The organism is Oceaniglobus indicus (assembly GCF_002751875.1).
GTDB lineage: Bacteria > Pseudomonadota > Alphaproteobacteria > Rhodobacterales > Rhodobacteraceae > Oceaniglobus > Oceaniglobus indicus.
This window is the reverse complement of record NZ_NMZM01000008.1, coordinates 178,540-199,791: the sequence shown is the minus strand read 5'-3', so window position 1 is coordinate 199,791 and position 21,252 is coordinate 178,540. Positions and strand designations below refer to the sequence as shown.

Sequence of the window (21,252 nt, the reverse complement as noted above, 5' to 3'; positions counted from 1 at the left end):
CGCCCTTTAAGGCCTCCAGCGCGACCTTCGCCTTGAACTCCGGCGCATGCTGCTTGCGTTTAGACATCTGTAATCTCCTTGGTGTTGAAGATCAGCAGACTGCATATCGTAGCTTATGTCAGTGTCCGAATTTCGGGGGGTAGCTTAATCCTTCGATCCGCACGCGCCCGGTCGATCCCACATCGGCCTCGAAACTCTCAAGCTCTTGGCGCAGTAGATCGCGGGCCGCAAAGTTGCCGATGGTCATGTCGCCGGTATGAATGGCCGAGGTCAACGCCGACAAGAGCCGGGTGCGCCCCACGTTGTTGAAGGTGCGCCCGCGTTCGGTGGCTTCGGTCGGCAACCCGCGCTCGATCAGCCAGGGCGGCGTCGGCGCCTGAGTGACCCCATCGGTACAAGCGCGGCAGGCGTATTTCGGGCGCACGGTCACGATGACGCGCAGTTGCGCCGGAACGATGTCGAGCCGTTCGCTGCGATCCTCGCCGATCCGGTGCATCGCCCCGCAGCCGCACGGACATTTAATACTGTCCGGTTCGATCACCTGTTCGATGCGCGGCAGGGCCTGGACTCATTAAGTTTCAAAGCCAGTAGATGACGATGACGGCAAGAGCGACGGCTGACAGGAAGGCTCTTGGGCACCTGTCGTAACGGGTCGCGACCCGCCTCCGGTCCTTGAGCCTGCCGAACATGATTTCGATGCGGTTGCGGCGTTTTTATCGGCGCTTGTCGTATTTGACGGGCTTCTTGCGTTGTCTTCGGCCCGGGATGCAGGCGCGTATCCCTTTGTCTTGCAACGCTTCCCTGAACCAATCGGCGTCATGGCCGCGATCCCCGAGCAGCCAATCGACGTTCGGCAGGCTGCTGAGCAAGGCTCGTGCCCCGATGTAATCACTCACCTGTCCGGCAGTCACGAACAGGTTCAGTGGGCGTCCCCGGCTGTCGCAGATGCCATGCAGCTTTGTGTTCATGCCGCCCTTGGTCCGTCCAATCAGGCGACCGCACCCCCCTTTTTGACGCCCATGCCGGTCGCTGTGCGGTGGGCCTTGAGATAGGTCGCGTCGATCATGACGGTCTTTTGTTCGCCGTGCTCGGCAGCCAAACCCGCCATCATCCCGGCGAAGACGCTCTTATCACGCCACCGCGTCGAGCGATTGTAGAGCGTCTTGTGCGGGTCATAGGCTGCAGGTGCGTCGCGCCATCGGAAGCCAGTGCGATTGATGAAGATAATTCCGCTCAACACACGCCGATCATCGACCCAGGGTTTGCCGTGGGACTTCGGAGAGAAGGGCTCAAGACGCGCCATCTGCGCATCCGTCAGCAGAAAAGATCAGACATGTTCACCGCTCGCTTTTCGAACCGTGAATCATGCCGTCTGTGAAAAATCAATGGGTCCTGAGGCTAGGCTGGATCTCGCTACCGGAAAAAGCCCGCGGCAGGCGCGCGGCAAACAGAGTTTGCGCAACTGCGCCTTCCTACCTTCTCGGTCGGCAGGATCAGATACCCATCCAATCGATTCCAATCGCGAGAAAGGCTGATGGACTGGGGAGAGAAGACGAAGGCGGCCCGAAAGCCGCCTCCACCGTTTGTGATCACGCTCAAAGCGGATCAATAGACACCGTATGTGGTCTCATCGATCTTGTCGTAGATTTCGGTGCGGGCCAGTTCGGCGAGTGCCTCGACATCCTTGGTGTCGACCTCGGCCAGAAGCCCGTCCCATTTGTCGACAAGTGCCTTGAACGAGGTCAGGATCTCTTCCGGGTTTTCGATTCCCCGCTCCTTTGCCGTTGAAATCAGGGTCGCTTCGTCAGCCACCACGAATTCGGCCAGGGCGTTCTTCAGCGTCTCGTCCGGATCGACCACCGTCATGCCATCATCTTTCGCGGATTGGACGGCCTTTTCGACGTCCTTGTCGAATTCGATGCGGTGCTCGCCCAGGTAATAGGCCATCTGGTTGAACAGCACGCGGCGGTTTTCGGGCGAGATCGATTGCCAGAACGGCACATTGTACCCCCATTCGAACCCGGCATAGTAGTTGCCGATCGCAAGGGTGTTCATGTCGGTCACGACGTCCTTCAGGCTGAAGCTGTCCAGCGCGTCGGCCGCCGCCACCGCACAATCAAGGGATCCCGCATCCAGCCCCGTATACATCTCGCTCGACGGGATTGAGACCGGCACGGCACCAACGTATTCGGCGAAGCGCGACCATGCGCCCCCGGCCATGCGCAACCGCTTGCCCTTGATGTCTTCCAGCGTGCGGATCGGTGTGTTGCACTGCATGAAATAGCGCGATGTCGAATAGCCGCCGCCGTAAACCACGCCGTTCGCTTTCCATTCGTCCAACTGTGCGGGGTTGGTCAGCCCGAATTCGGTCGATGCGAACGCCATGACCAGCGGATCGGTGTTGTAGAACGCCATGTTGCCGATCAGGTTGTCGATGGGCAATTCGGACGGTGTGTAGGTGCCCGCATGATAGGTGACCTGGGCCACGCCGTCGCGGACCCCCTGAAGCGACGAGGCCGGCGGCAAAAGCGAGCCGGCAGAGAAGACGGTGAATTCGATTTCGCCGTTCGTCTCCTCGGCGACCTTTTTCGCGAATTCGACATATGGTCCGCGGACCATCGAGTGGCGCTCGGCGAAGAAATGGTTGGCGTTATAGCTGTCAGCCGTGGCCGTGGTTGTCAGTGCCGCAAGCGCGACGGCGGTGGATTTCAGTATCGACTTCGTGTTCACAGGTTTCCTCCCTTTGGAACATGCAGTGGTTTGGTGTCAGCCCGCCATCAGGGACGGCAGAAAAAGACTGAGCGCGGGAAATGCGATCAGCAGGATCAGGGTCAGCAGGTCCATGGCGATGAACCAGGTTGTTCCGGAAATGATGTCGCGCAGCTTGACCTTGCCCGACAGCGCGCTGTGCAGAACGTAGAGGTTCAGGCCGACCGGCGGTGTGACCAACCCGATTTCCAGCAGCTTGATCGTGATGATGCCGAACCAGATCAGGTTCACGTCCGCCCCTTCCAGAACGGGCAGCAATACCGGCAGCGTCAGCAGCATCAGACCGATCGAGTCGATGACCATGCCCAGGATGACGAACAGCCCCGCGACCATCAGGATGATGACGATCTGGTTGTCCGACACCGACAGCATCGCATCCGTGAGGGATCGCGGCACCCCCGACAGCCCCATGAACCGGGTGAACATGATTGCGCCGATCGACAGGAAGAAGATCGAGGACGTCGCCACAACGGTCTGCCGGATGGCGATGCGTACCGCCTCCCACGTCAGGCTGCGGCGGGCGAGCGCGATCAGGATCGCGAGGCTTGCGCCGACCCCACCGGCCTCGGTCGGGGTGAAGAAGCCGCCGAAGATACCGCCCAGAACGCCCATGATCAGCACGGGAAACGGCCAGACCGACCACAGCAGGCCAAAAAATCGCGCGGCGTCGAAGGTTTCCGTGCTGCGGGGCGCCAGGCCGGGGTTCAGGGCGCAGCGGATCGTGATCATGCCCATGTAGATCAGGGCAGAGATCACGCCCGGAATGATGCCGGCGATGAACAACTGGCCGATCGATTGCTCGGTGAAGATGCCGTAAAGCACCATCAGGATCGACGGCGGGATCAGCGACCCCAGCGTACCCGAGGCCGCGACCACGCCCGTCGCAAGGGACGGATGATATTTCGCCCGCAGCATTTCGGGCACGGCAATGCGCGACATGGCGGCGGTCGTCGCGATGCTGGAGCCGGACGCCGCCGCGAACAGCCCGCAGGCCCCCACGCTGGCCGAGGCAAGCCCGCCCGGAACACGCGCCAGCAGCAGCTTCAGCAAATCGAACGCGCCGGTCGTCAGCCCGGTGTTGGCCGCGATGAACCCCATCAGCAGGAACATCGGGATCGCGGTCAGCGACCAGTCACCGATGAAACTGAACGGCAGCGCGCTGACGATGCCGAAGGCGGCGGTCGTGTTCAGCATGACCGAGATGCCGACGAACGACACGATCATCAGGGCAATGCCGATGGACATGCGCAGGGCAAGCAGGGCGAAAAGACCGCCGACCCCGATCCAACCGATGGCCAGCATGCTCATGCCGCAGAGTCCATATCGTGCAGTTTCGTGACGGGCCGGCCGCGCAACAGCATGATCGCTCGCAAGACCGCCGCGACGGCCGCCAGTCCAAAGCCCAGCGGCAACATGCAGCGGGCGGGCCAGACGATGATCTCGCGGCTGCCCATGACCACCTCGCCGACCTTGAAGGCACGCACGGCATCTAGCCCGGTGCGCCAGGTCATGATCGCCAGCATTCCCGCCGTGGCGATGAACGTCAGCATCAGGCTGGCCCGTTTCAGCCAGTCGGGAAAGTGGTTGAACAGCAGGTCAACGCTGATCTGCTCGTCATCGTATTCCACCAAAGCCATCGGTAACATGACGATCGCGACCATGTAGTAATAGGACGAGATTTCGACCGTGCCCTGGATCGGGGCATTCCAGAATATCTTGAGAACGACGTCCAGCGTTATGTTCAGCATCATCAGGATGATGCCCAGACCTCCGACAAGCATCAGCCCTTGGGTCAGTTTGCGAAATGCGCGATCCATACGTCCTCCCTGCGCAAAACCTCTCGCGATCCGCTGCGCTTTTCACAGCATTCCGCACGGATCAGCCCATCGCAAATCGCAAAGCTTGATCGGGTGATCGCGCTTCGTTATCAGTCGGCCAGTCGACAAGGAGAACGCCATGGGCCCGACGCGTATTGGCATCCGTCACCTGCGCTATACCGTTGCAGTCGCGGACGCGGGCGGGTTTCGCGCGGCAGCCGAAGCGTTGAACATCGCACAGCCGGCGGTCAGCAAGACCGTGCAGGATACCGAGAACGACCTTGGGTTCGCGATCTTCCTGCGCAGTGCCGGCACGTTCGAGATCACCGAACCGGGCCGCATCTTCCTCGATGACGCGCGCCAGACATTGGCCACGTTCGAGCGGACGATCCGCGCGTCGCGCCAGAACGAGTTGGGCGCGAGGGGGCACATCATCGTCGGGTATTCGGCCCTTGCCACGTCTGCGCAGATCTCGGGCGGGTTGGACCGCTTTCAGGAACGCCACCCCGGCTGCCAGGTCGAGATGCATGTCATGTCCACCGACACCATGATGCGCAACCTGAAGACGGGCGAGATCGACATAGGTTTCCTGCTGTCCCATGACAGCGTGCACGATCCCGAGGTGGCGCAAAAGCCGATCTGGTCAACGACCATCGGCGTCGTCGTTCCGCGCACGGTCGACGCGGTGTCGCTGGACATGCTGCGCACCAGCGACTTCGTGATGGGGGTGCGCGAAAACTGGCGATCGTTCCGCGCGCTTCTCGACGCGGCGTTCGACGCACCGCGCCTGAGCCCGTCGATCGTGGACGAGGCGTGGGACGTCCAGGTCATCTTTCAGCGGGTCGCCGACGGGCGCGGGCTGACCTTCTATCCGATCAGCGCGGCAGACAGCCTGCCCGCCGCGCTTCAGATTCTCCCGGTGCCAGGCTGGACACCACAACTGACCATCGCGATGGCATGGAGCAGGACCGTCGATACACGGCTGCTGCAGGCGTTCCGCGAGAGCTTTCCGCAATAGCTTCCACCGGGGTGATCCAATTCCGCGATCACCCGATCACACAACCTTATTTGAGCGTCGCTGCGACCTTGCGTCTTATGGGGGCGCCGATGTGACTGACCCGTGTGAGCCCGTGATGGACCATGATACCGACCCGACCCCCTTCTATCTGAACGGATCACGCACCGGCGTGCTGCTGCTGCACGGTTTCACCAGCACCCCCCAGAGCGTCGCCCACGTCGGCCGCGCAATCCAGGCGGCGACCGGGGTCACGCTCGGCGTGCCGCTGTTGGCCGGCCACGGCGAAAGCCCCGAAGCGCTGGGTCGGACGGGATATCGCGACTGGCTGGCCTCGGCAGACGCGGCACTCGATCGCTTGCGCGGCGATTGCGACCGGGTTGTCGTGGCGGGCCTGTCGCTTGGCGGAACGATTTCCCTCAACCTTGCCGCCCGCTTTCCGGACCGGGTCGATGGGGTGGTCAGCATCAACGGCTCGACCGGGATCTACCGGCCCGATCAGGTGACAGGCCTGTTCGCCACGGCGGCCGACGCATTTCAGCCGGGGATCGGATCAGACATCAGCCACCCTGCCCGACGCGAGATATGCTATGACAGGATTCCCGTTTCCACGATGCGGGAAAGGTTCATCCTGACCTGCGCGACGGGCATCCTGCTGCCCGCTCTGAAACAGCCGATCCTTGTGTTCCAGTCCCGCGAGGATCACGTCGTCGCCCCCGAAAACGGAAGCCGCATCGTGCGCGATGTCGGATCGTCGGACGTGTCGCTGCAATGGCTGGACCGGTCCTTTCACGTCGCGACGCTGGACCATGATCGCGACCGGATCGTGACCCGCTGCGCCGCCTTCATCACCGGCCGCTTTCCGGCATAACGCGTCGCGCCCGTGTGCTGCCGTCAGATCGCCGCGGCAACCGGCGCCGTCGCATCGGGCGGCGCCGGTTCGAACGTCAGCCCCAGGGCGTCACGAGGTATTTCTCGCCCGTCCGCATCGCGCTGTAATCCATCACCGCGTCCTTGGTCAGCATCTCGTCCAGGGTGACGCGCGTCTTGTAGTGGCTGGCGAAGGTGGTGGTCAGGTTGTCGCGCACCCGTTGGCGCATGCGGCCCATGGTGTCCTGTCCGACGGACTGGAGGAACGGGAACAGCAGCCAGCCCGACAGCGTCCAGCCGAATCCATAGCTGGGCGTCAGCACCGTGGGGCTGGTGTCGAGGCGACCATAGATGAACATGCGCTTCATCTGGTTCGAGCCATAGCGCGAATATTCACTCATCCGCTCGGCGGCAACCCGCTCCATCGCGCGAAAGGCCGTATCGACCAGCGTGCCACCGCCAACCGGATCAAAGCCATAAAATGCACCCGTCTCGCCTATGGCGGCGGTCAGTTGCTCCATGAAATCATCGTCCGACGAATTGACGACGTGGGTCGCGCCGAGCCCCTTCAGCAGATCGACCTGATCGCGCTTGCGCACGATGTTGACCAGATCGATCCCATCCTCCTGGCAGATGCGTATCAACATCTGGCCGAGGTTCGACGCGCCGACGGTATGAAGGATCGCGCCCTGCCCGTCGGCCTTGGCATTTTCGACAAAGCCCAGCGCGGTCATCGGGTTGACGAAGGCGCTGGCGCCTTCTTCGGCGGAATGATCCCCCAGCGGCAGGCACATGGGCGCATCCGCAAGGCAGTATTGGCTATAGGCGTTGCCCGGCACGCAGGACACGCGTTGCCCCATCAGGGCTTGGGCGGCCTCGCCGTCGCCGGCGGCGATCACGGTGCCCGCCCCCTCGTTGCCCGCGGGCAGCTTCAGACCGTGCCGGGCGGTCGCGGCGGCGTTCGCGGGCTTGGGCAGCTTCGCCACGAACTTGCCCGGCGTGTATTGCGCGTTCTCGATGTCGGCCCCGCCCACCAGGATGGCAAGGTCGGACGGGTTGATCGGCGCCGCCTCCATCTTCACCAGGACCTGATTGCCGGTGGGGTCGGGAAAGGACACCTCTTCAAGCGCGACGGTCAGCGTGCCGTCGGCCTCGAGCGTGGTGAACAATTGTTTGCCGGTGGTGGCCATATCCGGATTTCCTTTTATTTCTCGGTTCAGTTGCACCAGCAGGTAGGCCGTCGCGCGCCGCAATCCCACCCCGAAGATGCGATCGGCGCGGACGTGGGGCGATAAAGTCTCGGTGATCCGGCGGTCTGCGGCGCGCGGCGCAGGAACCGGAATGCGCTGCGCGTGTTGACCGGACAACGCTTGAAGGAGAATCCATGTCGACGTTCACGACAACAAACCCCGCAACCGGCGAGAAAATCGAAACCTACACGCTGATGAGCAAGGACGACGTCGTCCAGAAAGTCGAAGCCGCCCACGCGTCGTTCCTTGACTGGCGCACCAAATCCCATGCCGACCGCGCGCCCTATCTGAACCGGATCGCAAAGGTGCTGCGCGACCATTCCGATGAACTGGCCGCGCTGATGACGCGCGAGACCGGCAAACTGATCAAGGACGGCAAGACCGAGGTCGAGATCTGCGCCGCGATCTTCGAATATACCGCCCAGCACGGCCCGGACGTTCTGGCCGATGAGGAACGCACCCATGGCACGGACGGCGCGCGCGGCGTCGTCACCCACCAGCCGATCGGTGTTATCTATTCGATCCAGCCGTGGAACTTTCCGCTGTATCAGCCGGTGCGCGTGCTGGCGGCGAACCTGATGGCAGGCAACGCCTGTGTGTTGAAACATGCCAGCATCTGCACCGGCTCGGGCTTGCGGCTGCGCGAATTGTGCATCGAGGCCGGGTTGCCGGAAGACCTGTTCCAGGTGATCCTGATCGACCACGACACCAGCGACGAGATCATCGAACATCCCCTTGTGCGCGGCGTCACCATGACGGGCAGCGACACCGCCGGGCGCCATATCGGAAGCGTGGCGAGCAAGGCGTTGAAGAAGACCGTGCTCGAGCTGGGTTCGAACGATGCCTACCTGGTGCTGGAAGACGCCGACATCGAAACCGCAGTGAAATTCTCGGTCATGGGTCGGCTCTACAACAACGGCGAAACCTGCGTTTCGGCCAAGCGTTTTGTGGTGACGGACAAGGTCTATGACGCCTTCGTGTCCGCATTTGTCGATCAGATGAAGGCGATCACCCTGGGCGACCCCACGGACGAGAACACCCAGCTTGGACCGCTGTCCAGCGAAGACCAATTCAGCACGGTGAAGGAACAGGTGGAACAGAGCGTGGCCAAGGGCGCCAAGGTTCTGTGCGGGGGCGACGTGCCCGAGCGCACCGGCGCCTATTACCCCGCCACCGTTCTGGCCAATGTGACGCCCGGCATGCCTGCCTATGACGATGAAATCTTCGGCCCGGTCGCCGCGGTGATCCGTGCCAAGGACGACGAAGACGCCATGCGCATCGCCAACGACAGCCGGTATGGCCTGGGCGGCGGCATCTTCAGCCGCGATGAGGAACGCGCGCTAAAGCTTGCCCGCGATCATTTCGACACCGGCATGGTGCGGATCAACAACTTCGGCGCGGCGGATCCGAACATGCCCTTCGGTGGCGTGAAGGATTCCGGTTACGGCCGCGAACACGGTGGTTTCGGCATGAAGGAATTCACCAACGCCAAATCGATCTTCCTGCCATGATCACGCTGCACGCACTGAAATTCTCGCGCGCGAGCCGCGTCTTGTGGCTGCTGGCCGACCTTGGCCAGCCCTGCAACCGGATCGACTATGACCGCACCGACAGCTTTCGCGCGCCCGACGCGCTGAAGCGGGTGCACCCCTTGGGCAAATCCCCGGTAATCGAGGATGACGGCGAGATGATCGCCGAATCGGCGACGATCCTGCGATATCTGGCGGCGAAGTACGGCGACGAAAGCCATGCACCGCCCCGGGGCACGTCCGCCTATTGGCGCCACGAAGCGTTGTTGGATTACGTCGAGGCATCGCTGGCCGAGGTGGCGTTGCAAGCCATCCTGCCCGCCTTTGCAGACAAACCCGTGCCGCAAGCGGCGCGCGCCGCGCTGAACACCCACCTTGATTACCTGACGCAGGAAATCGGCGATGGTCCGCTTCTGTTTGGCGAGCGTGCGATGCTGGCGGACATACAGCTGTCCTATATCGTGGCGCTTCTGGCGCGGTTCGATCTGCTTGCCGATCATCCCACGGTCGCGGCCTATTGGGACGCGTTGCAAGGGCAGCCCGGCTATATCGCCGCGCTGCGCGACGCGGGCCCCATGGCGCCGCCCGCCTGACATGAAAAGGAAATGACATGAGCAAGAACATCCTCATCGCCGGTGCCACCGGCCAAACCGGCCGCATCCTGGCCCACGCGCTTCGCGATCAGGGCCACACCGTGACGGCACTGGTGCGTGACAGTTCGGACACCAGCGTTCTGCCCGCCGACACGAAGCTGCGCCGCGCCGATCTGACCGATCTGCAACCGGGCGTGTGTGACGGCGCGGACGTGGTCGTCTTCGCCGCCGGGTCGGGCGGATCGACCGGCCCCGAGATGACCGAGAAGGTCGATCGTCAGGGCGCGATGCGGCTGGTCGATCTGGCCCGGGATGCCGGGGTCGAACGTTTCGTCATGCTCAGCTCGATCGGGGCGGACCAGTCGGATCCCTCGGGCGATATGGCGCATTACCTCAAGGCCAAGCACGACGCGGACGAACATCTGAAGGCGTCGGGCCTGACCTATGCCATCCTGCGGCCCGTGGCCCTGACGGATGACGGGCGCAGCGACGATGTGATCCTGGGGGACGATGTCGACACGTCCGCCAAGGCCAGCCGCGCCGACGTGGCGCAGGTTCTTGCCACCGCCGCCACGACCGGGAAATTCGATGGCAAGGCGCTCAACATGCAGTCCGCGTAAGGGCGGGCGGGTTGGCGTATCACGCGCCGGCCCCCGCCGTCTGGCGGCAAGCCTGCGGCACGGTTGTCGCCGCTCCCGTCACACCCCATCGGGATCTGACATCAGGGCCGTGCCAAGCGCGGGCGCCAGAAAATCCAGCACCGCGCGGATCCGGGCGGTGTGACGCAGATCCTCATGGGTCAGCAGCCACAGGTCCAGTGCGAAACTGTCCGGCAGGTCCGCCACGCGGATCAGGTCGGGTTTGCGTTCGGCAATCGCGCAGGGCAAGGCGGCAAGGCCGAGACCCGCCTTGGCCAGTCGCACCGTGCAAGCCACCGAGTTCGATCGGATGGCCGGCCGAACCCCCGGCAGGAATTGCGCAAATCGTCGGGTCAGCGGGGCATGGCCGCCATCCAGCCCGATCCAGGTATGCGCCGCCAGTTCGGTGTCGGGATGCGCGGCGCAATAGTCGGGGGCGCCATATACCGCAAACCGCAACTGGCCGACCCGGCGCCCCACCAGCGTTTCGGGCGGCGTGTTGCCGATCCGCAGCGCGATATCGGTCTCGCGCCGCGACAGATCCAGCGTCTCGTTGCCGACGGCCAGACTGATCTCGATCCTCGGATAGGCCGCGCGGAACCGCGCAAGGTGATCGGGCAATAGCCAGAACGCAAGCATGTCGACCGCGGTGATGCGCACCGACCCGCTCAGGCGCAGATCCTTTCCGGTCACCGTGCGGTTCAGCGTGGCCACGCCATCTTCGATGGACTCCACGATGCCAAGGGTTTCCTCGCCCGCCGGGGTCAGCGCATAGCCGTTCGGCAGACGCTCGAACAACCGCACGTCCAGCGTCTCCTCCAGACCCGCGATTCGCCGGAAGACCGTGGAATGGTTGACCCCAAGGCGGCGTGCCGCCCCCGAAAGGCTTCCGGCCCGGGCGACGGCCAGGAACACCCGCAGATCGTCCCAATTCGCAAGCTGTGCATTCATGCAAAGCCACCTTTCCCTTATCGCCACTCCCTGTGCGCTGAGTGTGGAGCCATATGGAGGTCAGAGGCAACGATCATTCCACGAAAGGACCACGCCATGACCAACACCAAAACCCGCACCCTTCTGCGCAGCGATGAACTCTCCTGCCCGTCCTGCGTGCCCAAGATCGAAGGTGCGCTGCGCGCACTTGCCGGGGTGGAAAAGGCCGAGGTCAAATTCGCCAGCGGGCGGATCGAGGTCGAACACGATCCGGCACAGACCAGTGTGGATGCGCTGGTGCAGGCGATTGCCAGGACAGGTTATACCGCCCGACCCTCGGCCTTCTGACCTCGCTGCCCCCCCCTTGCCCACCGCCCCCAAGGCGGTGGGTTCTGTCCTGAAAGGAGAGTGCGCATGTTATCCGCCCTCACGACGATCTACAGACAGCCCGCCGAGCGGCGCAAATGGCTGACCATCGCCAGCGGGCTGTTCATCACCGCGGCCCTTGTCGCCTGGTATGGTTTCGGGTTGGCCGCCCCCTGGGCGCCGCTGATGACCATTGCCGCCGTTCTTGCCGGCTATGACATTGCCTTGCGGGCCTGGGGCGCACTGCGCATCCGCCAGCTCAGCATCGAATTGCTGGTGATCGTCGCGGCGATCGGTGCGTTGTTCATCGACAACCATTGGGAATCCGCCGCCGTCACCTTCCTGTTCATGCTGGGCGCCTGGTTGGAAACCCGCACGATGAGCCGGACGCGCGGTGCGCTGAAGGCATTGATCGATGCCGCCCCCGTCACGGCAACCGTGGTGCGCGGCGGCGAAACCATCGAGGTCGCCGCCCACGAGGTCGCACTGGGCGAAACCGTTCTGGTGCGCGCCGGACAACGCCTGCCGGTCGATGGTGAGGTCACCGAGGGAACGGCCGCCGTCAACGAAGCGTCGATCACGGGCGAGCCGATCCCCGCCGAAAAGGCCCCCGGATCAAAGGTGTTCGCCGGAACGCTGGCCGAAAACGGCCTGTTGCATCTGCGTGCAACCGGTGTCGGCGCCGACACCACGCTGGCCCGCATCATCAGCCGCGTCGAAGAGGCGCAAGAGGCCAAGGCCCCGGCCCAGCGGATGATCGAAAGCTTCGGGCGCTGGTATACACCCGCCGTGTTCGTCCTGGCCATCGTCAGCTATCTCGTCACGCGCAACGTCGAACTGGCGCTGACGTTGCTGGTGGTCAGTTGCCCCGGTGCGCTGGTCATCTCGACGCCGGTGTCGGTCGTCGCGGGTATCGGACGAGCGGCCCGCGCCGGCATCCTGATCAAGGGCGGCGAACATCTTGAGAACGCCGGGCGGATCGACACACTGGCGCTGGACAAGACCGGCACGCTGACCGAAGGCCAGCCGCGTCTGGCCGAAGTCGTGGCGCTGTCGGGTCAGAGCAAGGATGACGTGCTGCTCTGGGCGGGCATCGCCGAAACGGGTTCGACCCACCCGCTGGGCCGCCCGATCATCGAGGCCGCACGCAAGCAGGGCCCGTTGCCCACCGCCGCGTCGTTGGAGGAGATCGCCGGCATGGGTCTGATCGCCCGTCATGACGGTCACGACATCGCCGTCGGCAGCCACCGCCTGTTCGACCACTTGGAGATCGACTTCAACGCCGAGGCAAAGGACGGCATCGCCCGTCTCCACGGGCTGGGCCACACGGTGGTGATCGTGGCGCGCAACGGCACGGTGGTGGGCCTGCTGGGCCTGGCCGACATGCCGCGCGCCAGCGCCCGGCCGATGATCGACCGGCTGCATGCCCTGGGGGTCAGTCGCGTGGTCATGCTGACCGGCGACCAGCGCCCGGCAGCCGAGGCGATCGCGCGCGCCGTCGGCGTCGACGAGGTGCATGCCGCGATGATGCCCGACGACAAGCTGGAGCGCATCCGCGCCATGCGTGCCGAAGGTCTGCGCGTGGCGATGGTGGGCGACGGCATCAACGATGCCCCGGCCCTGGCGGCGGCGGATATCAGCATCGCCATGGGGGCGTCGGGCAGCGACATCGCCATCGAGACGGCGGATATCGCGCTGATGACCGACGATCTCGGCAAGATCGCCGAGGCCATGGAGATCTCGCGTGCCACGATCAGCAACATGCGCCAGAACCTGGTGATCTCGGTGCTGACCGTCGTCGGGCTGTTGTTCGGTGTCTATACCGGCACGATCCACATGGCCGGCGGGATGCTGGTGCACCAGCTTTCGGTGCTGATCGTGATCCTCAACGCCATGCGCCTGCTGCGCGTGCCCAAAGCCGTAAGGGCCCGTGCCGCCCGGGCCGCCGAACGCGTCGCGGCATAGGGGCGACCGACGCAAACGCCGAAAAACCCGCGCCCTGCCGGCGCGGGTTTGATACGTTCAAGGGTATGGTTCGCCCTGTCGCGAGACCACGGATGGAGGGGATGAAATGCGTGCCAGGCTTCATGAGGAATGGGACGATGTTCTCGATTTCTGGTTTCCCGAGGGGGCCGATCTGACCATCGACGCCCAGACGCACCGCACCCATTGGCGCTGGCGCATGCAGGGGGGCGCCGATGACGCAATCATCGCGCGCTTCAGCGATCTGACCGGACAGGCGGCGCGCGGCGATCTGGATCACTGGGCGCGGGATCCGCAGGGACGGCTGGCGCTGATCATCGTGCTCGACCAGTTCTCGCGCTCGGTCTGGCGCGATGACGTCCGCGCCTTCGCGCAGGATCCCCATGCCTTGGCGCTGACCCTCGCGGGGATCTCGAACGGGCAGTATCAGGACCTGGAAACGCCGTGGTTCCGGATCGTCTTTGGCCTTCCGCTCGGCCATTGCGAAGGGCCCGACCATCTTCAACGCGTCGACATGCTGATCGACCTGCGCGAGGGCATCGCCGCCGCGGCGCCGCATCATTTGCGCCCGATCTATGGGTCGCTGGCCGATCAGGCCCGCAAGGTGCGCAAGGTGGTTGCCGCCTTCGGCCGCCATCCCCATCGCAACGCCATCCTGAACCGCGCCTCGACCGCTGCCGAACAGGCTTACATCGCCGATGGTCAGTTCCCGCACAGGCAGGCGTTCCGCGGGGAGACCGATTAGGTCACGGCAGCCCTTGTCGGCACGGCCAAGTGGTCATGCGGTGCCCCCTGCGGGCGGGAACCAATGCTTGGTGCGGTTGGCGAAGGCGACAAGCGACAGCATAACGGGCACCTCGACCAGCACGCCGACCACAGTGGCCAGCGCCGCGCCCGAGCCAAGCCCAAACAGGCTGATCGCGACGGCCACCGCCAGTTCAAAGAAATTCGACGTCCCGATCAGCGCACAGGGCGCGGCGATGTTGAACGGAATGCGCCAGGCCCGCGCAACGCCATAGGCGACCAGGAAGATGCCATAGGACTGGATCAACAGCGGCACCGCGATCATGGCGATGACCAGCGGGCGATCAAGAATGACCTCGCCCTGGAAGCCGAACAGCAGCACCACCGTGACCAGCAGCCCGAGGATCGAGAACGGCTGAATCCGGGCCTTGAAGGCATCCACCGCCGCCTCGCCCCCCCGGCCGACAAGATTGCGGCGCGTCACATAGCCGGCCAGAAGCGGCAGCATGACATAAAGCCCCACCGACAAAAGCAGCGTGTCCCAGGGCACCGTGATATCCGTCACCCCCAACAGGAAGGCGACGATGGGCGCGAAGGCGAAGACCATGATCACGTCGTTCACGCTGACCTGCACCAGCGTATAGGTGGCATCGCCCCGGGTCAGGTTCGACCAGACGAATACCATCGCGGTGCAGGGCGCGGCCCCCAGCAGGATCACCCCGGCAAGGTAAGCCTGGGCATCATCCGGCGGAATCAGGCCGGCGAAAACGTGGTTGAAGAACAGCACGCCGAGGGCCGCCATGGTGAAGGGCTTGATCAGCCAGTTCACCACCAAGGTCACGATCAGGCCCTTCGGCGTCTCGCCCACACGGGCGAGCGCGCCGAAATCCACGCCGACCATCATCGGATAGACCATGGCCCAGATCAGCACCGCGACCGGCAGGTTGACCGATGCCACCTCAAGCGCCGCAAGAAAGGAGAAGGCCGCCGGAAAGAGGTTTCCCAGAAGCAGCCCGGCACCGATGGCCAGCCCCACCCAGACGGACAGCCAACGCTCGAACGTTCCAAGGCCGGCGGCGGCGCGGAGAGATGTATCGGTCATGACGGGCTTTCAGGTTGTGGGAAGGTGTGATGACAGGGCGGGCGGGATCATCGGTTGGGCGTCACGTCATCCGCTGTCGCCTGGAGGGCAGCACACGCGATCTCATCGATGACCGGCTGGCAAAGGTCGGGGCATCCGCCACAGCAATCCTCCATCAGGAAGGCAAGCAGGCCGCGCATGCCGTCCATGTCGGCGAAATAGCGGATGCTGCGCCCCTCGCGTTCGCTGCGGATCAGGCCGGAGCGGGCCAGGATGGCAAGATTGGCCGACATGGTGTTCTGGCGCACGCCCAAGGTATCGCTGATCCGGCCCGCCGACAGACCCGCCGCCCCCGCCGTGATCAACAGGCGGAACACGTCAAGCCGCGTGGATTGGCCAAGGGCATTGAAGGCGTCGAGGGCGTGATTCTTATCCATATATCGCGAATTATGGAAGTCTTGAACAAACGTCAAGACGGTTTGGTCAGCGGGATAGCAAAGGCTGGGGCTTTGTGCGGGCCGTGCCCACCCGTCAAAGCCCCTGTGGCCGCCGAAGCCGGCAATGCCACAGGGGATCACGTTGGTGCAGGGGCGGATACGCGGATCCTCCCTGCCCCTCACATCACTGGACCGTGGTGTCGCCCTGCGCCTGGCAATCCGCGACGTCTTTTTCGTCCATCGTGTTTTCCAGCGTGGCAGTGTCGCCCTTGCTCCACCAGACGTGGGCACCCGACACATAGCGCGCACCGGACCCCGACACGACGTTGACGAAGACGCGGTCTTCGCCGTCGACCGGGACGATCGCCAGGGTGTTCGCGTCGGTATTGATGTATTGCACGGTGAAAGGCTCGGCTTCGCCGCAGGTATAGCTCTGGGCGTGGACGCTGCCGATCGTGCCAAGTTCAAGCGGGATGGACAGCGATACGTCGGCCGAGGCAGTGCCGGCGATTGCCAGGCTGGCGAGTGTCAACAGGCTGATACGCATGGTATGTTCTCCTTTGGTGGTGTTTGGCCGGGTTTCGATCCCCGGGCGTGTCAGGATGGATTGCGGGAGCATCTGGAATGTTGCAGTGCGGCGATCATCGCCCACCGCGCCCCCGTTGCGGAACGGTGACGGGCGGCAGGATGCGTTCGATCTGATCGCGCAACCGCTCGTGCTGTTCCGGCAGCTTCAGCGCCTGCCCCAGCTTCTCCATCGGCTCGTCCGTGGCAAAGCCGGGTGGATCGGTGGCGATTTCGAACAGCACGCCGCCGGGCTCGCGGAAATAGATCGCATTGAAATACTGCCGGTCGATCTGGGGCGTCACGTCAAACCCCTGAGCGCGCAGCGTCTCCTGCCAGCCCATCTGCACATCGTCGGTTTCGGCGCGAAAGGCGACATGGTGGATCGTGCCCGCACCCGGTCGGCCCGCAGCGGTCACATCCGACGTCATCAGGTCGATGACCGAACCGCGCCCCTGCCCGTCGGCGACAAAACGATAGCGCGTCTCGCCACCCTCCGAGGCCTGCCCCGCGCTGGCGTAGCCGAAAACATCGGTCAACAGGCGCGCGGTACGGTCCGGGTTGCGAAGCCACAGGGTAACCGAATGGAACCCGCCATCGGTGGGCGCATCACCGCCGGCCGTACCCGCCGTGCCGCGATCGGTTTCGATCAGTTCGATCCGCAGGCCGTCGGGATCGCTGAGCGCGATCATCTGTTCGCCGAAGCGCGTGAACGGTCCTTCATGGTCAACGCCGGCCTCGGCCAAGGCCGCAACCCACGCGTCCAGCCCGCCGTTCGGCACCGCATAGGCCACGGCACTTGCCATGCCCGGCCCCGCCCGCCCCGGCCCTGCATCGACGAAGGGAAAGAACGTCAGGATGCTGCCGGGTTCGGCACGGTCGTTGCCGTAATACAGGTGATAGGTGCCGGGATCGTCGAAGTTCACCGTCTTCTTCACCAACCGTTGCAACAGGGTTCCAACGTAGAAGTCGACGTTCTGCTGAGGTGGGCCGGAAACGACGGTGACGTGATGCAGGCCGGGAATCGTCTGTGTCATGGAAGTATCCTTTGCTGGCTCGGTCTCAGGGGTAGCGGACACCGCCGAAGGCGCGGCGCGGTTTGCCGATGCTTTCGGGCAGCGGGATGAAGTCGGCCTCGTCCCCCGGCACGGTGTCGAACCGGCCGTGGGCCCATTCCTGTTTCGCCGCCTCGATGCGTTCGGGGCGCGACGACACGAAGTTCCACCAGATATAGCGCGGCCCGCCCATCGGCGCGCCGCCGAACAGCATGAATCGCGCCGGCGTGCTGGCCCTGACCGTGATCGCATCGCCGGGCCGCAGCACCAGAAGCTGACCCTTGCCGAACCGGTCGCCCGCGATCTCGATCTCGCCCGAGATCGTGTAAAGCGCACGTTCTTCATGGGTGGCATCGATCGGCACGCTTTTGCCTGCCTGCACCTCGAGATCGGCGTAAAGGGTTTCCGACGCCGTCTTCAGGCTGCTTTTCTGACCGAACGCCGCGCCCGCAAGGATGCGCGCCCTGATCCCGTCACTGTCGAGCATCGGCAGGACGTCCGCGCCATAGTGAATGAAATCGGGCGCGGTTTCCTCGTCGGCTTCGGGCAGGGCCACCCAGGTCTGCAACCCGAACAGCCGCTGGCCGTCCTGGCGGCGCTGTTGCGATGTGCGTTCGGAATGGACGATGCCGCGCCCCGCCTTCATCCAGTTCACGGCGCCCGGCCGGATCGTCTGTTCAGTGCCGAGGGAATCGCGGTGCAGGATCTCGCCCTCGAACAGATAGGTCAGCGTGGCGAGGTTGATGTGCGGATGCGGCCGCACGTCGATGCCCTGGTCCGTCAGGAATTCCGCCGGTCCCATCTGGTCGAAGAAGATGAACGGGCCGACCATCTGTCGCTTGGTCGACGGCAGCGCCCGGCGCACCTCCATCCCGCCCAGATCGACCGCGCGAGGCACGATCAGGGTTTCGATGGAATTGACGCTGTCGGCGTCCCCCAGAACGGGATCGGGGCAAGGCGCATAGCTCATCTCGGGGGTCCTTTCGCATCGCAGGGTTCAGTCCGGGCCGTTGTGAAAACGGCCCGGCCCATGTGCCATCCCTGAACCGGTCAACAGCTCCGGACCGGTCCGGTCGCTTCCACGGAAGCGATGTGGCGAAGAAGGCCGAAGGTCAGGCCAGCTTGCCCGCGATTTCGACAAGGCGGCGCACCTGGTGGCCGATGGCGGTTTTCGCGTCGTCCGAGAAATCCTCGCCCGCCGTGTGGCTGTAGCCATAGGGGTTGCCGCCGGTCTTGAAGATCACCTCGTCGGTATAGCCCGGTGCCACGACGAAACCGCCCCAGTGCATGACGGTCGTATAAAGCGACAGCAGCGTGGTTTCCTGGCCCCCGTGGGTGTTCTGGGCCGAGGTCATCGCCGACACCGGCTTGTTCGCCAAACCGCCCTTGCCCCAGATACCGCCCAGCGTGTCGATGAACGCACGCATCTGGCTGGCCACGACGCCGAACCGGGTCGGTGCGGAAAGAAGATAGGCGTTCGCCCATTCCATGTCTTCAACCGTCGCCTCGGGGATGTCGGCCATGCGCTCGGCCTGTGCCTTCCATGCGTCGACACCGGCGACAACCTCGGCAGGTGCCGTTTCGGGGGCCTTCAGCAGCCGCACCTCGGCGCCGGTGGCCTTGGCCGCCTCGGCAGCGATCGAGGCCATCTGATGGTTGGTGCCGTAGCTGGAATAGTAGATGATGGCGAGTTTGACAGACATTATTGTTCTCCGTGCAAGAAGGGTCGTGGGTTAATGCCGGCGCGCGGCCAGGTGTTCCATAATGTCCGATGGCGTGGCCGTCGGTCGATCCGGCCCGGCGGTGATCGGCGTCTCGTCCTCTTGATATAGGCCACCGATTTGTTGCCGGATAGGGCCATAATATCGCATTCACCATTGCATAAGGTGCAACAGTATCCCATAGCCACCGTTCGATCCGGTCCAGCCGGCGGACCGTCGTCGCGGTCCCGCCTGCCGACAAACCCGCTATTGGCAGTGGTGCCCGATTGCGGCAGGATCACGACAGCCAACACGGGATCGCGGCGCCCCGACCTTCCGGTCGGGGTTCCGAAGGCCCCAAGCAGCGCAAGGAGAGATTACCATGGCCGACGACGCCAAGAAGCCGACCACGACCGATGCGGGGATTCCCGTGGCGAGTGATGAACATTCGCTGACCGTCGGTGCGGACGGCCCGATCGTGTTGCACGATCACTACCTGATCGAGCAGATGGCGCAGTTCAACCGCGAACGCATCCCCGAACGCCAGCCCCACGCCAAGGGCGGCGGCGCGTTCGGACATTTCCAAGTCACCCATGACGTCAGCAAATACACCAGCGCGGCCTTGTTCCAGCCGGGCACGAAAACCGAAACGTTGATCCGGTTCTCGACCGTCGCTGGCGAACAGGGCAGCCCGGACACCTGGCGCGACCCCCGTGGCTTTTCGCTGAAGTTCTATACCACCGAGGGCAACTATGACATGGTCGGCAACAACACACCGATCTTCTTTCTGCGCGACCCGATGAAATTCCAGCATTTCATCCGGTCCCAGAAACGCCGCGCCGACAGTGGTCTGCGCGATCACGACATGCAGTGGGATTTCTGGACGCTCTCGCCGGAATCGGCGCACCAGGTGACCTGGTTGATGGGTGATCGCGGCATTCCGAAAACCTGGCGGCACATGGATGGCTTTTCCAGCCACACCTACATGTGGGTCAACGCCGAGGGCGAGAAGTTCTGGGTCAAGTACCACTTCAAGACCGACCAGGGCATCGAATTCCTGACCCAGGACGAGGCCGACCGCCTGGCCGGCGCCGATGCCGACTATCACCGCCGTGACCTGTTCAATTCGATCCGCGACGGGAATCATCCCAGCTGGACCCTGAAGATGCAGATCATGCCGTTCGAGGATGCGCGGACCTATCGCTTCAATCCCTTCGATCTGACCAAGGTCTGGCCCCATGCCGATTATCCGCTGATCGAGGTCGGCAAGCTGACGCTGGACCGCAACCCGACCGATTTCCACACCGAGATCGAACAGGCGGCATTCGAGCCCAGCAACGTGGTGCGGGGTATCGGCCTCAGCCCCGACAAGATGCTGCTGGGGCGCGGTTTTTCCTATTCCGACGCACACCGCGCGCGGCTGGGTGCGAATTACAAGCAGATCCCGGTAAACCGGCCCAAATCGCCGGTTCACAGCTATAGCAAGGACGGGGCGATGCGGGTTCAGAATGTCTCTGATCCGGTCTATGCGCCCAACTCCTATGGCGGGCCGGCGGCGGATCCGTCGCGCACCGACGATGCGGGTCTGTGGTATGCCGACGGCGACATGGTGCGCCGCGCCTATACCCTGCGGAAGGATGACGACGACTGGGGACAGGCCGGCACCCTGGTGCGCGACGTGATGGATGACGCGGCCCGCGACCGGCTGGTCAGCAACATCGTCGGCCATCTCAAGGATGGCGTGTCCGAAAAGGTGCTGACACGCGCCTTCGAATACTGGCGCAACGTCGACAAGACGCTGGGCGAGCGGGTCGAAAAGGGCGTCAGGGAAGGCTGAGCGCCACCCATTGCCCGACACGGAAACATCAGGCCCCGCGGGAACAATCCCGCGGGGCCTTTTGCGCGCCATGG

At 64.0% G+C, this 21,252-nt stretch carries 20 protein-coding genes and 2 pseudogenes; 9 read left to right on the top strand and 13 right to left on the bottom strand.

Annotated elements, in window-relative coordinates:
* Positions 1 to 325 precede the first annotated feature (325 nt).
* The 5 genes and pseudogenes from CFP68_RS13860 to CFP68_RS13840 form a co-directional block, all read right to left on the bottom strand.
* Positions 326 to 559 (bottom strand): annotated as a pseudogene (locus CFP68_RS13860) (IS66 family transposase zinc-finger binding domain-containing protein); the annotation flags it as partial.
* 19 nt (positions 560 to 578) lie between these two features.
* Positions 579 to 1,303, bottom strand: a pseudogene (locus CFP68_RS13855) (IS5 family transposase).
* A gap of 302 nt (positions 1,304 to 1,605) precedes the next feature.
* The gene (locus CFP68_RS13850) at positions 1,606 to 2,730 is read right to left on the bottom strand and encodes a C4-dicarboxylate TRAP transporter substrate-binding protein (RefSeq protein WP_099827524.1); all 1,125 of its coding nucleotides are present in this window, start codon (positions 2,728 to 2,730) and stop codon (positions 1,606 to 1,608) included.
* Positions 2,731 to 2,766: 36 nt separating this feature from the next.
* Entirely contained in the window at positions 2,767 to 4,077 is a 1,311-nt protein-coding gene (locus CFP68_RS13845; protein ID WP_099827523.1) for a TRAP transporter large permease, read from the bottom strand.
* On the bottom strand, positions 4,074 to 4,586 hold the full coding sequence (locus CFP68_RS13840) for a TRAP transporter small permease subunit (protein WP_099827522.1): 513 nt from the start codon (positions 4,584 to 4,586) through the stop codon (positions 4,074 to 4,076). Before CFP68_RS13840 ends, CFP68_RS13845 begins: the two co-directional genes overlap by 4 nt.
* Before the next feature lie 139 nt (positions 4,587 to 4,725).
* Here CFP68_RS13840 and CFP68_RS13835 point away from each other — a divergent pair, with 139 nt between their 5' ends.
* Both CFP68_RS13835 and CFP68_RS13830 read left to right on the top strand, forming a co-directional pair.
* The gene (locus CFP68_RS13835) at positions 4,726 to 5,604 is read left to right on the top strand and encodes a LysR family transcriptional regulator (RefSeq protein ID WP_099827521.1); all 879 of its coding nucleotides are present in this window, start codon (positions 4,726 to 4,728) and stop codon (positions 5,602 to 5,604) included.
* Positions 5,605 to 5,719: 115 nt separating this feature from the next.
* Entirely contained in the window at positions 5,720 to 6,472 is a 753-nt protein-coding gene (locus tag CFP68_RS13830) for an alpha/beta hydrolase (RefSeq protein ID WP_099827520.1), read from the top strand.
* Positions 6,473 to 6,548: 76 nt separating this feature from the next.
* Here the strand turns inward: CFP68_RS13830 and CFP68_RS13825 are convergent, their stop codons facing one another.
* Positions 6,549 to 7,661 (bottom strand): zinc-binding dehydrogenase, encoded by a 1,113-nt coding sequence (locus CFP68_RS13825; protein ID WP_099827542.1) that lies wholly within the window; start codon positions 7,659 to 7,661, stop codon positions 6,549 to 6,551.
* Positions 7,662 to 7,855: 194 nt separating this feature from the next.
* Between CFP68_RS13825 and CFP68_RS13820 the strand changes: the two genes are divergently transcribed.
* The 3 genes from CFP68_RS13820 to CFP68_RS13810 are packed head-to-tail and all read left to right on the top strand — an operon-like array spanning position 7,856 to position 10,463.
* Complete coding sequence (locus tag CFP68_RS13820) at positions 7,856 to 9,232, top strand: NAD-dependent succinate-semialdehyde dehydrogenase (protein WP_099827519.1); 1,377 nt, start codon at positions 7,856 to 7,858, stop codon at positions 9,230 to 9,232.
* Positions 9,229 to 9,843: a glutathione S-transferase family protein gene (locus CFP68_RS13815; RefSeq protein ID WP_099827518.1), complete on the top strand. Its 615-nt coding sequence runs from the start codon at positions 9,229 to 9,231 to the stop codon at positions 9,841 to 9,843. The genes CFP68_RS13820 and CFP68_RS13815 overlap by 4 nt, the downstream gene beginning before the upstream one ends.
* Before the next feature lie 17 nt (positions 9,844 to 9,860).
* Positions 9,861 to 10,463 carry an SDR family oxidoreductase gene (locus tag CFP68_RS13810; protein WP_099827517.1) on the top strand — a complete coding sequence of 201 codons (603 nt, stop codon included), beginning with the start codon at positions 9,861 to 9,863 and terminating at the stop codon, positions 10,461 to 10,463.
* A gap of 78 nt (positions 10,464 to 10,541) precedes the next feature.
* Here CFP68_RS13810 and CFP68_RS13805 read toward each other — a convergent pair whose 3' ends face one another.
* Positions 10,542 to 11,432: a LysR family transcriptional regulator gene (locus CFP68_RS13805; RefSeq protein ID WP_099827516.1), complete on the bottom strand. Its 891-nt coding sequence runs from the start codon at positions 11,430 to 11,432 to the stop codon at positions 10,542 to 10,544.
* Positions 11,433 to 11,528: 96 nt separating this feature from the next.
* Between CFP68_RS13805 and CFP68_RS13800 the strand changes: the two genes are divergently transcribed.
* The 3 genes from CFP68_RS13800 (at position 11,529) to CFP68_RS13790 (ending at position 14,505) form a co-directional block, all read left to right on the top strand.
* Complete coding sequence (locus CFP68_RS13800; protein WP_099827515.1) at positions 11,529 to 11,759, top strand: heavy-metal-associated domain-containing protein; 231 nt, start codon at positions 11,529 to 11,531, stop codon at positions 11,757 to 11,759.
* Between the two features lie 66 nt (positions 11,760 to 11,825).
* Positions 11,826 to 13,742: a heavy metal translocating P-type ATPase gene (locus CFP68_RS13795; RefSeq protein ID WP_099827514.1), complete on the top strand. Its 1,917-nt coding sequence runs from the start codon at positions 11,826 to 11,828 to the stop codon at positions 13,740 to 13,742.
* A gap of 106 nt (positions 13,743 to 13,848) precedes the next feature.
* On the top strand, positions 13,849 to 14,505 hold the full coding sequence (locus tag CFP68_RS13790; RefSeq protein ID WP_099827513.1) for a DUF924 family protein: 657 nt from the start codon (positions 13,849 to 13,851) through the stop codon (positions 14,503 to 14,505).
* A 33-nt stretch (positions 14,506 to 14,538) separates the two neighbouring features.
* Here CFP68_RS13790 and arsB read toward each other — a convergent pair whose 3' ends face one another.
* The 6 genes from arsB to wrbA form a co-directional block, all read right to left on the bottom strand.
* Complete coding sequence (arsB, locus tag CFP68_RS13785; RefSeq protein ID WP_099827512.1) at positions 14,539 to 15,606, bottom strand: ACR3 family arsenite efflux transporter; 1,068 nt, start codon at positions 15,604 to 15,606, stop codon at positions 14,539 to 14,541.
* A 47-nt stretch (positions 15,607 to 15,653) separates the two neighbouring features.
* The gene (locus tag CFP68_RS13780) at positions 15,654 to 16,022 is read right to left on the bottom strand and encodes an ArsR/SmtB family transcription factor (protein ID WP_099827511.1); all 369 of its coding nucleotides are present in this window, start codon (positions 16,020 to 16,022) and stop codon (positions 15,654 to 15,656) included.
* 184 nt (positions 16,023 to 16,206) lie between these two features.
* Positions 16,207 to 16,569, bottom strand: coding sequence for an MliC family protein (locus CFP68_RS13775; RefSeq protein ID WP_158234178.1), 363 nt, complete (start codon positions 16,567 to 16,569; stop codon positions 16,207 to 16,209).
* Positions 16,570 to 16,663: 94 nt separating this feature from the next.
* The gene (locus CFP68_RS13770) at positions 16,664 to 17,623 is read right to left on the bottom strand and encodes a ring-cleaving dioxygenase (RefSeq protein ID WP_099827509.1); all 960 of its coding nucleotides are present in this window, start codon (positions 17,621 to 17,623) and stop codon (positions 16,664 to 16,666) included.
* Between the two features lie 25 nt (positions 17,624 to 17,648).
* Entirely contained in the window at positions 17,649 to 18,611 is a 963-nt protein-coding gene (locus CFP68_RS13765) for a pirin family protein (RefSeq protein WP_099827508.1), read from the bottom strand.
* 142 nt (positions 18,612 to 18,753) lie between these two features.
* Entirely contained in the window at positions 18,754 to 19,344 is a 591-nt protein-coding gene (gene wrbA, locus CFP68_RS13760) for an NAD(P)H:quinone oxidoreductase (protein ID WP_099827507.1), read from the bottom strand.
* A 379-nt stretch (positions 19,345 to 19,723) separates the two neighbouring features.
* On the opposite strand from wrbA, the gene CFP68_RS13755 reads away from it, so the two are divergent.
* The gene (locus CFP68_RS13755; protein WP_099827506.1) at positions 19,724 to 21,178 is read left to right on the top strand and encodes a catalase; all 1,455 of its coding nucleotides are present in this window, start codon (positions 19,724 to 19,726) and stop codon (positions 21,176 to 21,178) included.
* The last annotated feature ends 74 nt before the right edge of the window (positions 21,179 to 21,252 follow it).

What these genes read in the sequence shown, in the direction of transcription:
- CFP68_RS13845 (WP_099827523.1), bottom strand. Translation starts at nt 4,077, where the DNA reads ATGAGCATGCTGGCCATCGGTTGGATCGGGGTCGGCGGTCTTTTCGCC.
- CFP68_RS13840 (WP_099827522.1), bottom strand. Translation starts at nt 4,586, where the DNA reads ATGGATCGCGCATTTCGCAAACTGACCCAAGGGCTGATGCTTGTCGGA.
- CFP68_RS13835 (WP_099827521.1), top strand. Translation starts at nt 4,726, where the DNA reads ATGGGCCCGACGCGTATTGGCATCCGTCACCTGCGCTATACCGTTGCA.
- CFP68_RS13830 (WP_099827520.1), top strand. Translation starts at nt 5,720, where the DNA reads ATGGACCATGATACCGACCCGACCCCCTTCTATCTGAACGGATCACGC.
- CFP68_RS13825 (WP_099827542.1), bottom strand. Translation starts at nt 7,661, where the DNA reads ATGGCCACCACCGGCAAACAATTGTTCACCACGCTCGAGGCCGACGGC.
- CFP68_RS13820 (WP_099827519.1), top strand. Translation starts at nt 7,856, where the DNA reads ATGTCGACGTTCACGACAACAAACCCCGCAACCGGCGAGAAAATCGAA.
- CFP68_RS13815 (WP_099827518.1), top strand. Translation starts at nt 9,229, where the DNA reads ATGATCACGCTGCACGCACTGAAATTCTCGCGCGCGAGCCGCGTCTTG.
- CFP68_RS13810 (WP_099827517.1), top strand. Translation starts at nt 9,861, where the DNA reads ATGAGCAAGAACATCCTCATCGCCGGTGCCACCGGCCAAACCGGCCGC.
- CFP68_RS13805 (WP_099827516.1), bottom strand. Translation starts at nt 11,432, where the DNA reads ATGAATGCACAGCTTGCGAATTGGGACGATCTGCGGGTGTTCCTGGCC.
- CFP68_RS13800 (WP_099827515.1), top strand. Translation starts at nt 11,529, where the DNA reads ATGACCAACACCAAAACCCGCACCCTTCTGCGCAGCGATGAACTCTCC.
- CFP68_RS13795 (WP_099827514.1), top strand. Translation starts at nt 11,826, where the DNA reads ATGTTATCCGCCCTCACGACGATCTACAGACAGCCCGCCGAGCGGCGC.
- CFP68_RS13790 (WP_099827513.1), top strand. Translation starts at nt 13,849, where the DNA reads ATGCGTGCCAGGCTTCATGAGGAATGGGACGATGTTCTCGATTTCTGG.
- arsB (WP_099827512.1), bottom strand. Translation starts at nt 15,606, where the DNA reads ATGACCGATACATCTCTCCGCGCCGCCGCCGGCCTTGGAACGTTCGAG.
- CFP68_RS13780 (WP_099827511.1), bottom strand. Translation starts at nt 16,022, where the DNA reads ATGGATAAGAATCACGCCCTCGACGCCTTCAATGCCCTTGGCCAATCC.
- CFP68_RS13775 (WP_158234178.1), bottom strand. Translation starts at nt 16,569, where the DNA reads ATGCGTATCAGCCTGTTGACACTCGCCAGCCTGGCAATCGCCGGCACT.
- CFP68_RS13770 (WP_099827509.1), bottom strand. Translation starts at nt 17,623, where the DNA reads ATGACACAGACGATTCCCGGCCTGCATCACGTCACCGTCGTTTCCGGC.
- CFP68_RS13765 (WP_099827508.1), bottom strand. Translation starts at nt 18,611, where the DNA reads ATGAGCTATGCGCCTTGCCCCGATCCCGTTCTGGGGGACGCCGACAGC.
- wrbA (WP_099827507.1), bottom strand. Translation starts at nt 19,344, where the DNA reads ATGTCTGTCAAACTCGCCATCATCTACTATTCCAGCTACGGCACCAAC.
- CFP68_RS13755 (WP_099827506.1), top strand. Translation starts at nt 19,724, where the DNA reads ATGGCCGACGACGCCAAGAAGCCGACCACGACCGATGCGGGGATTCCC.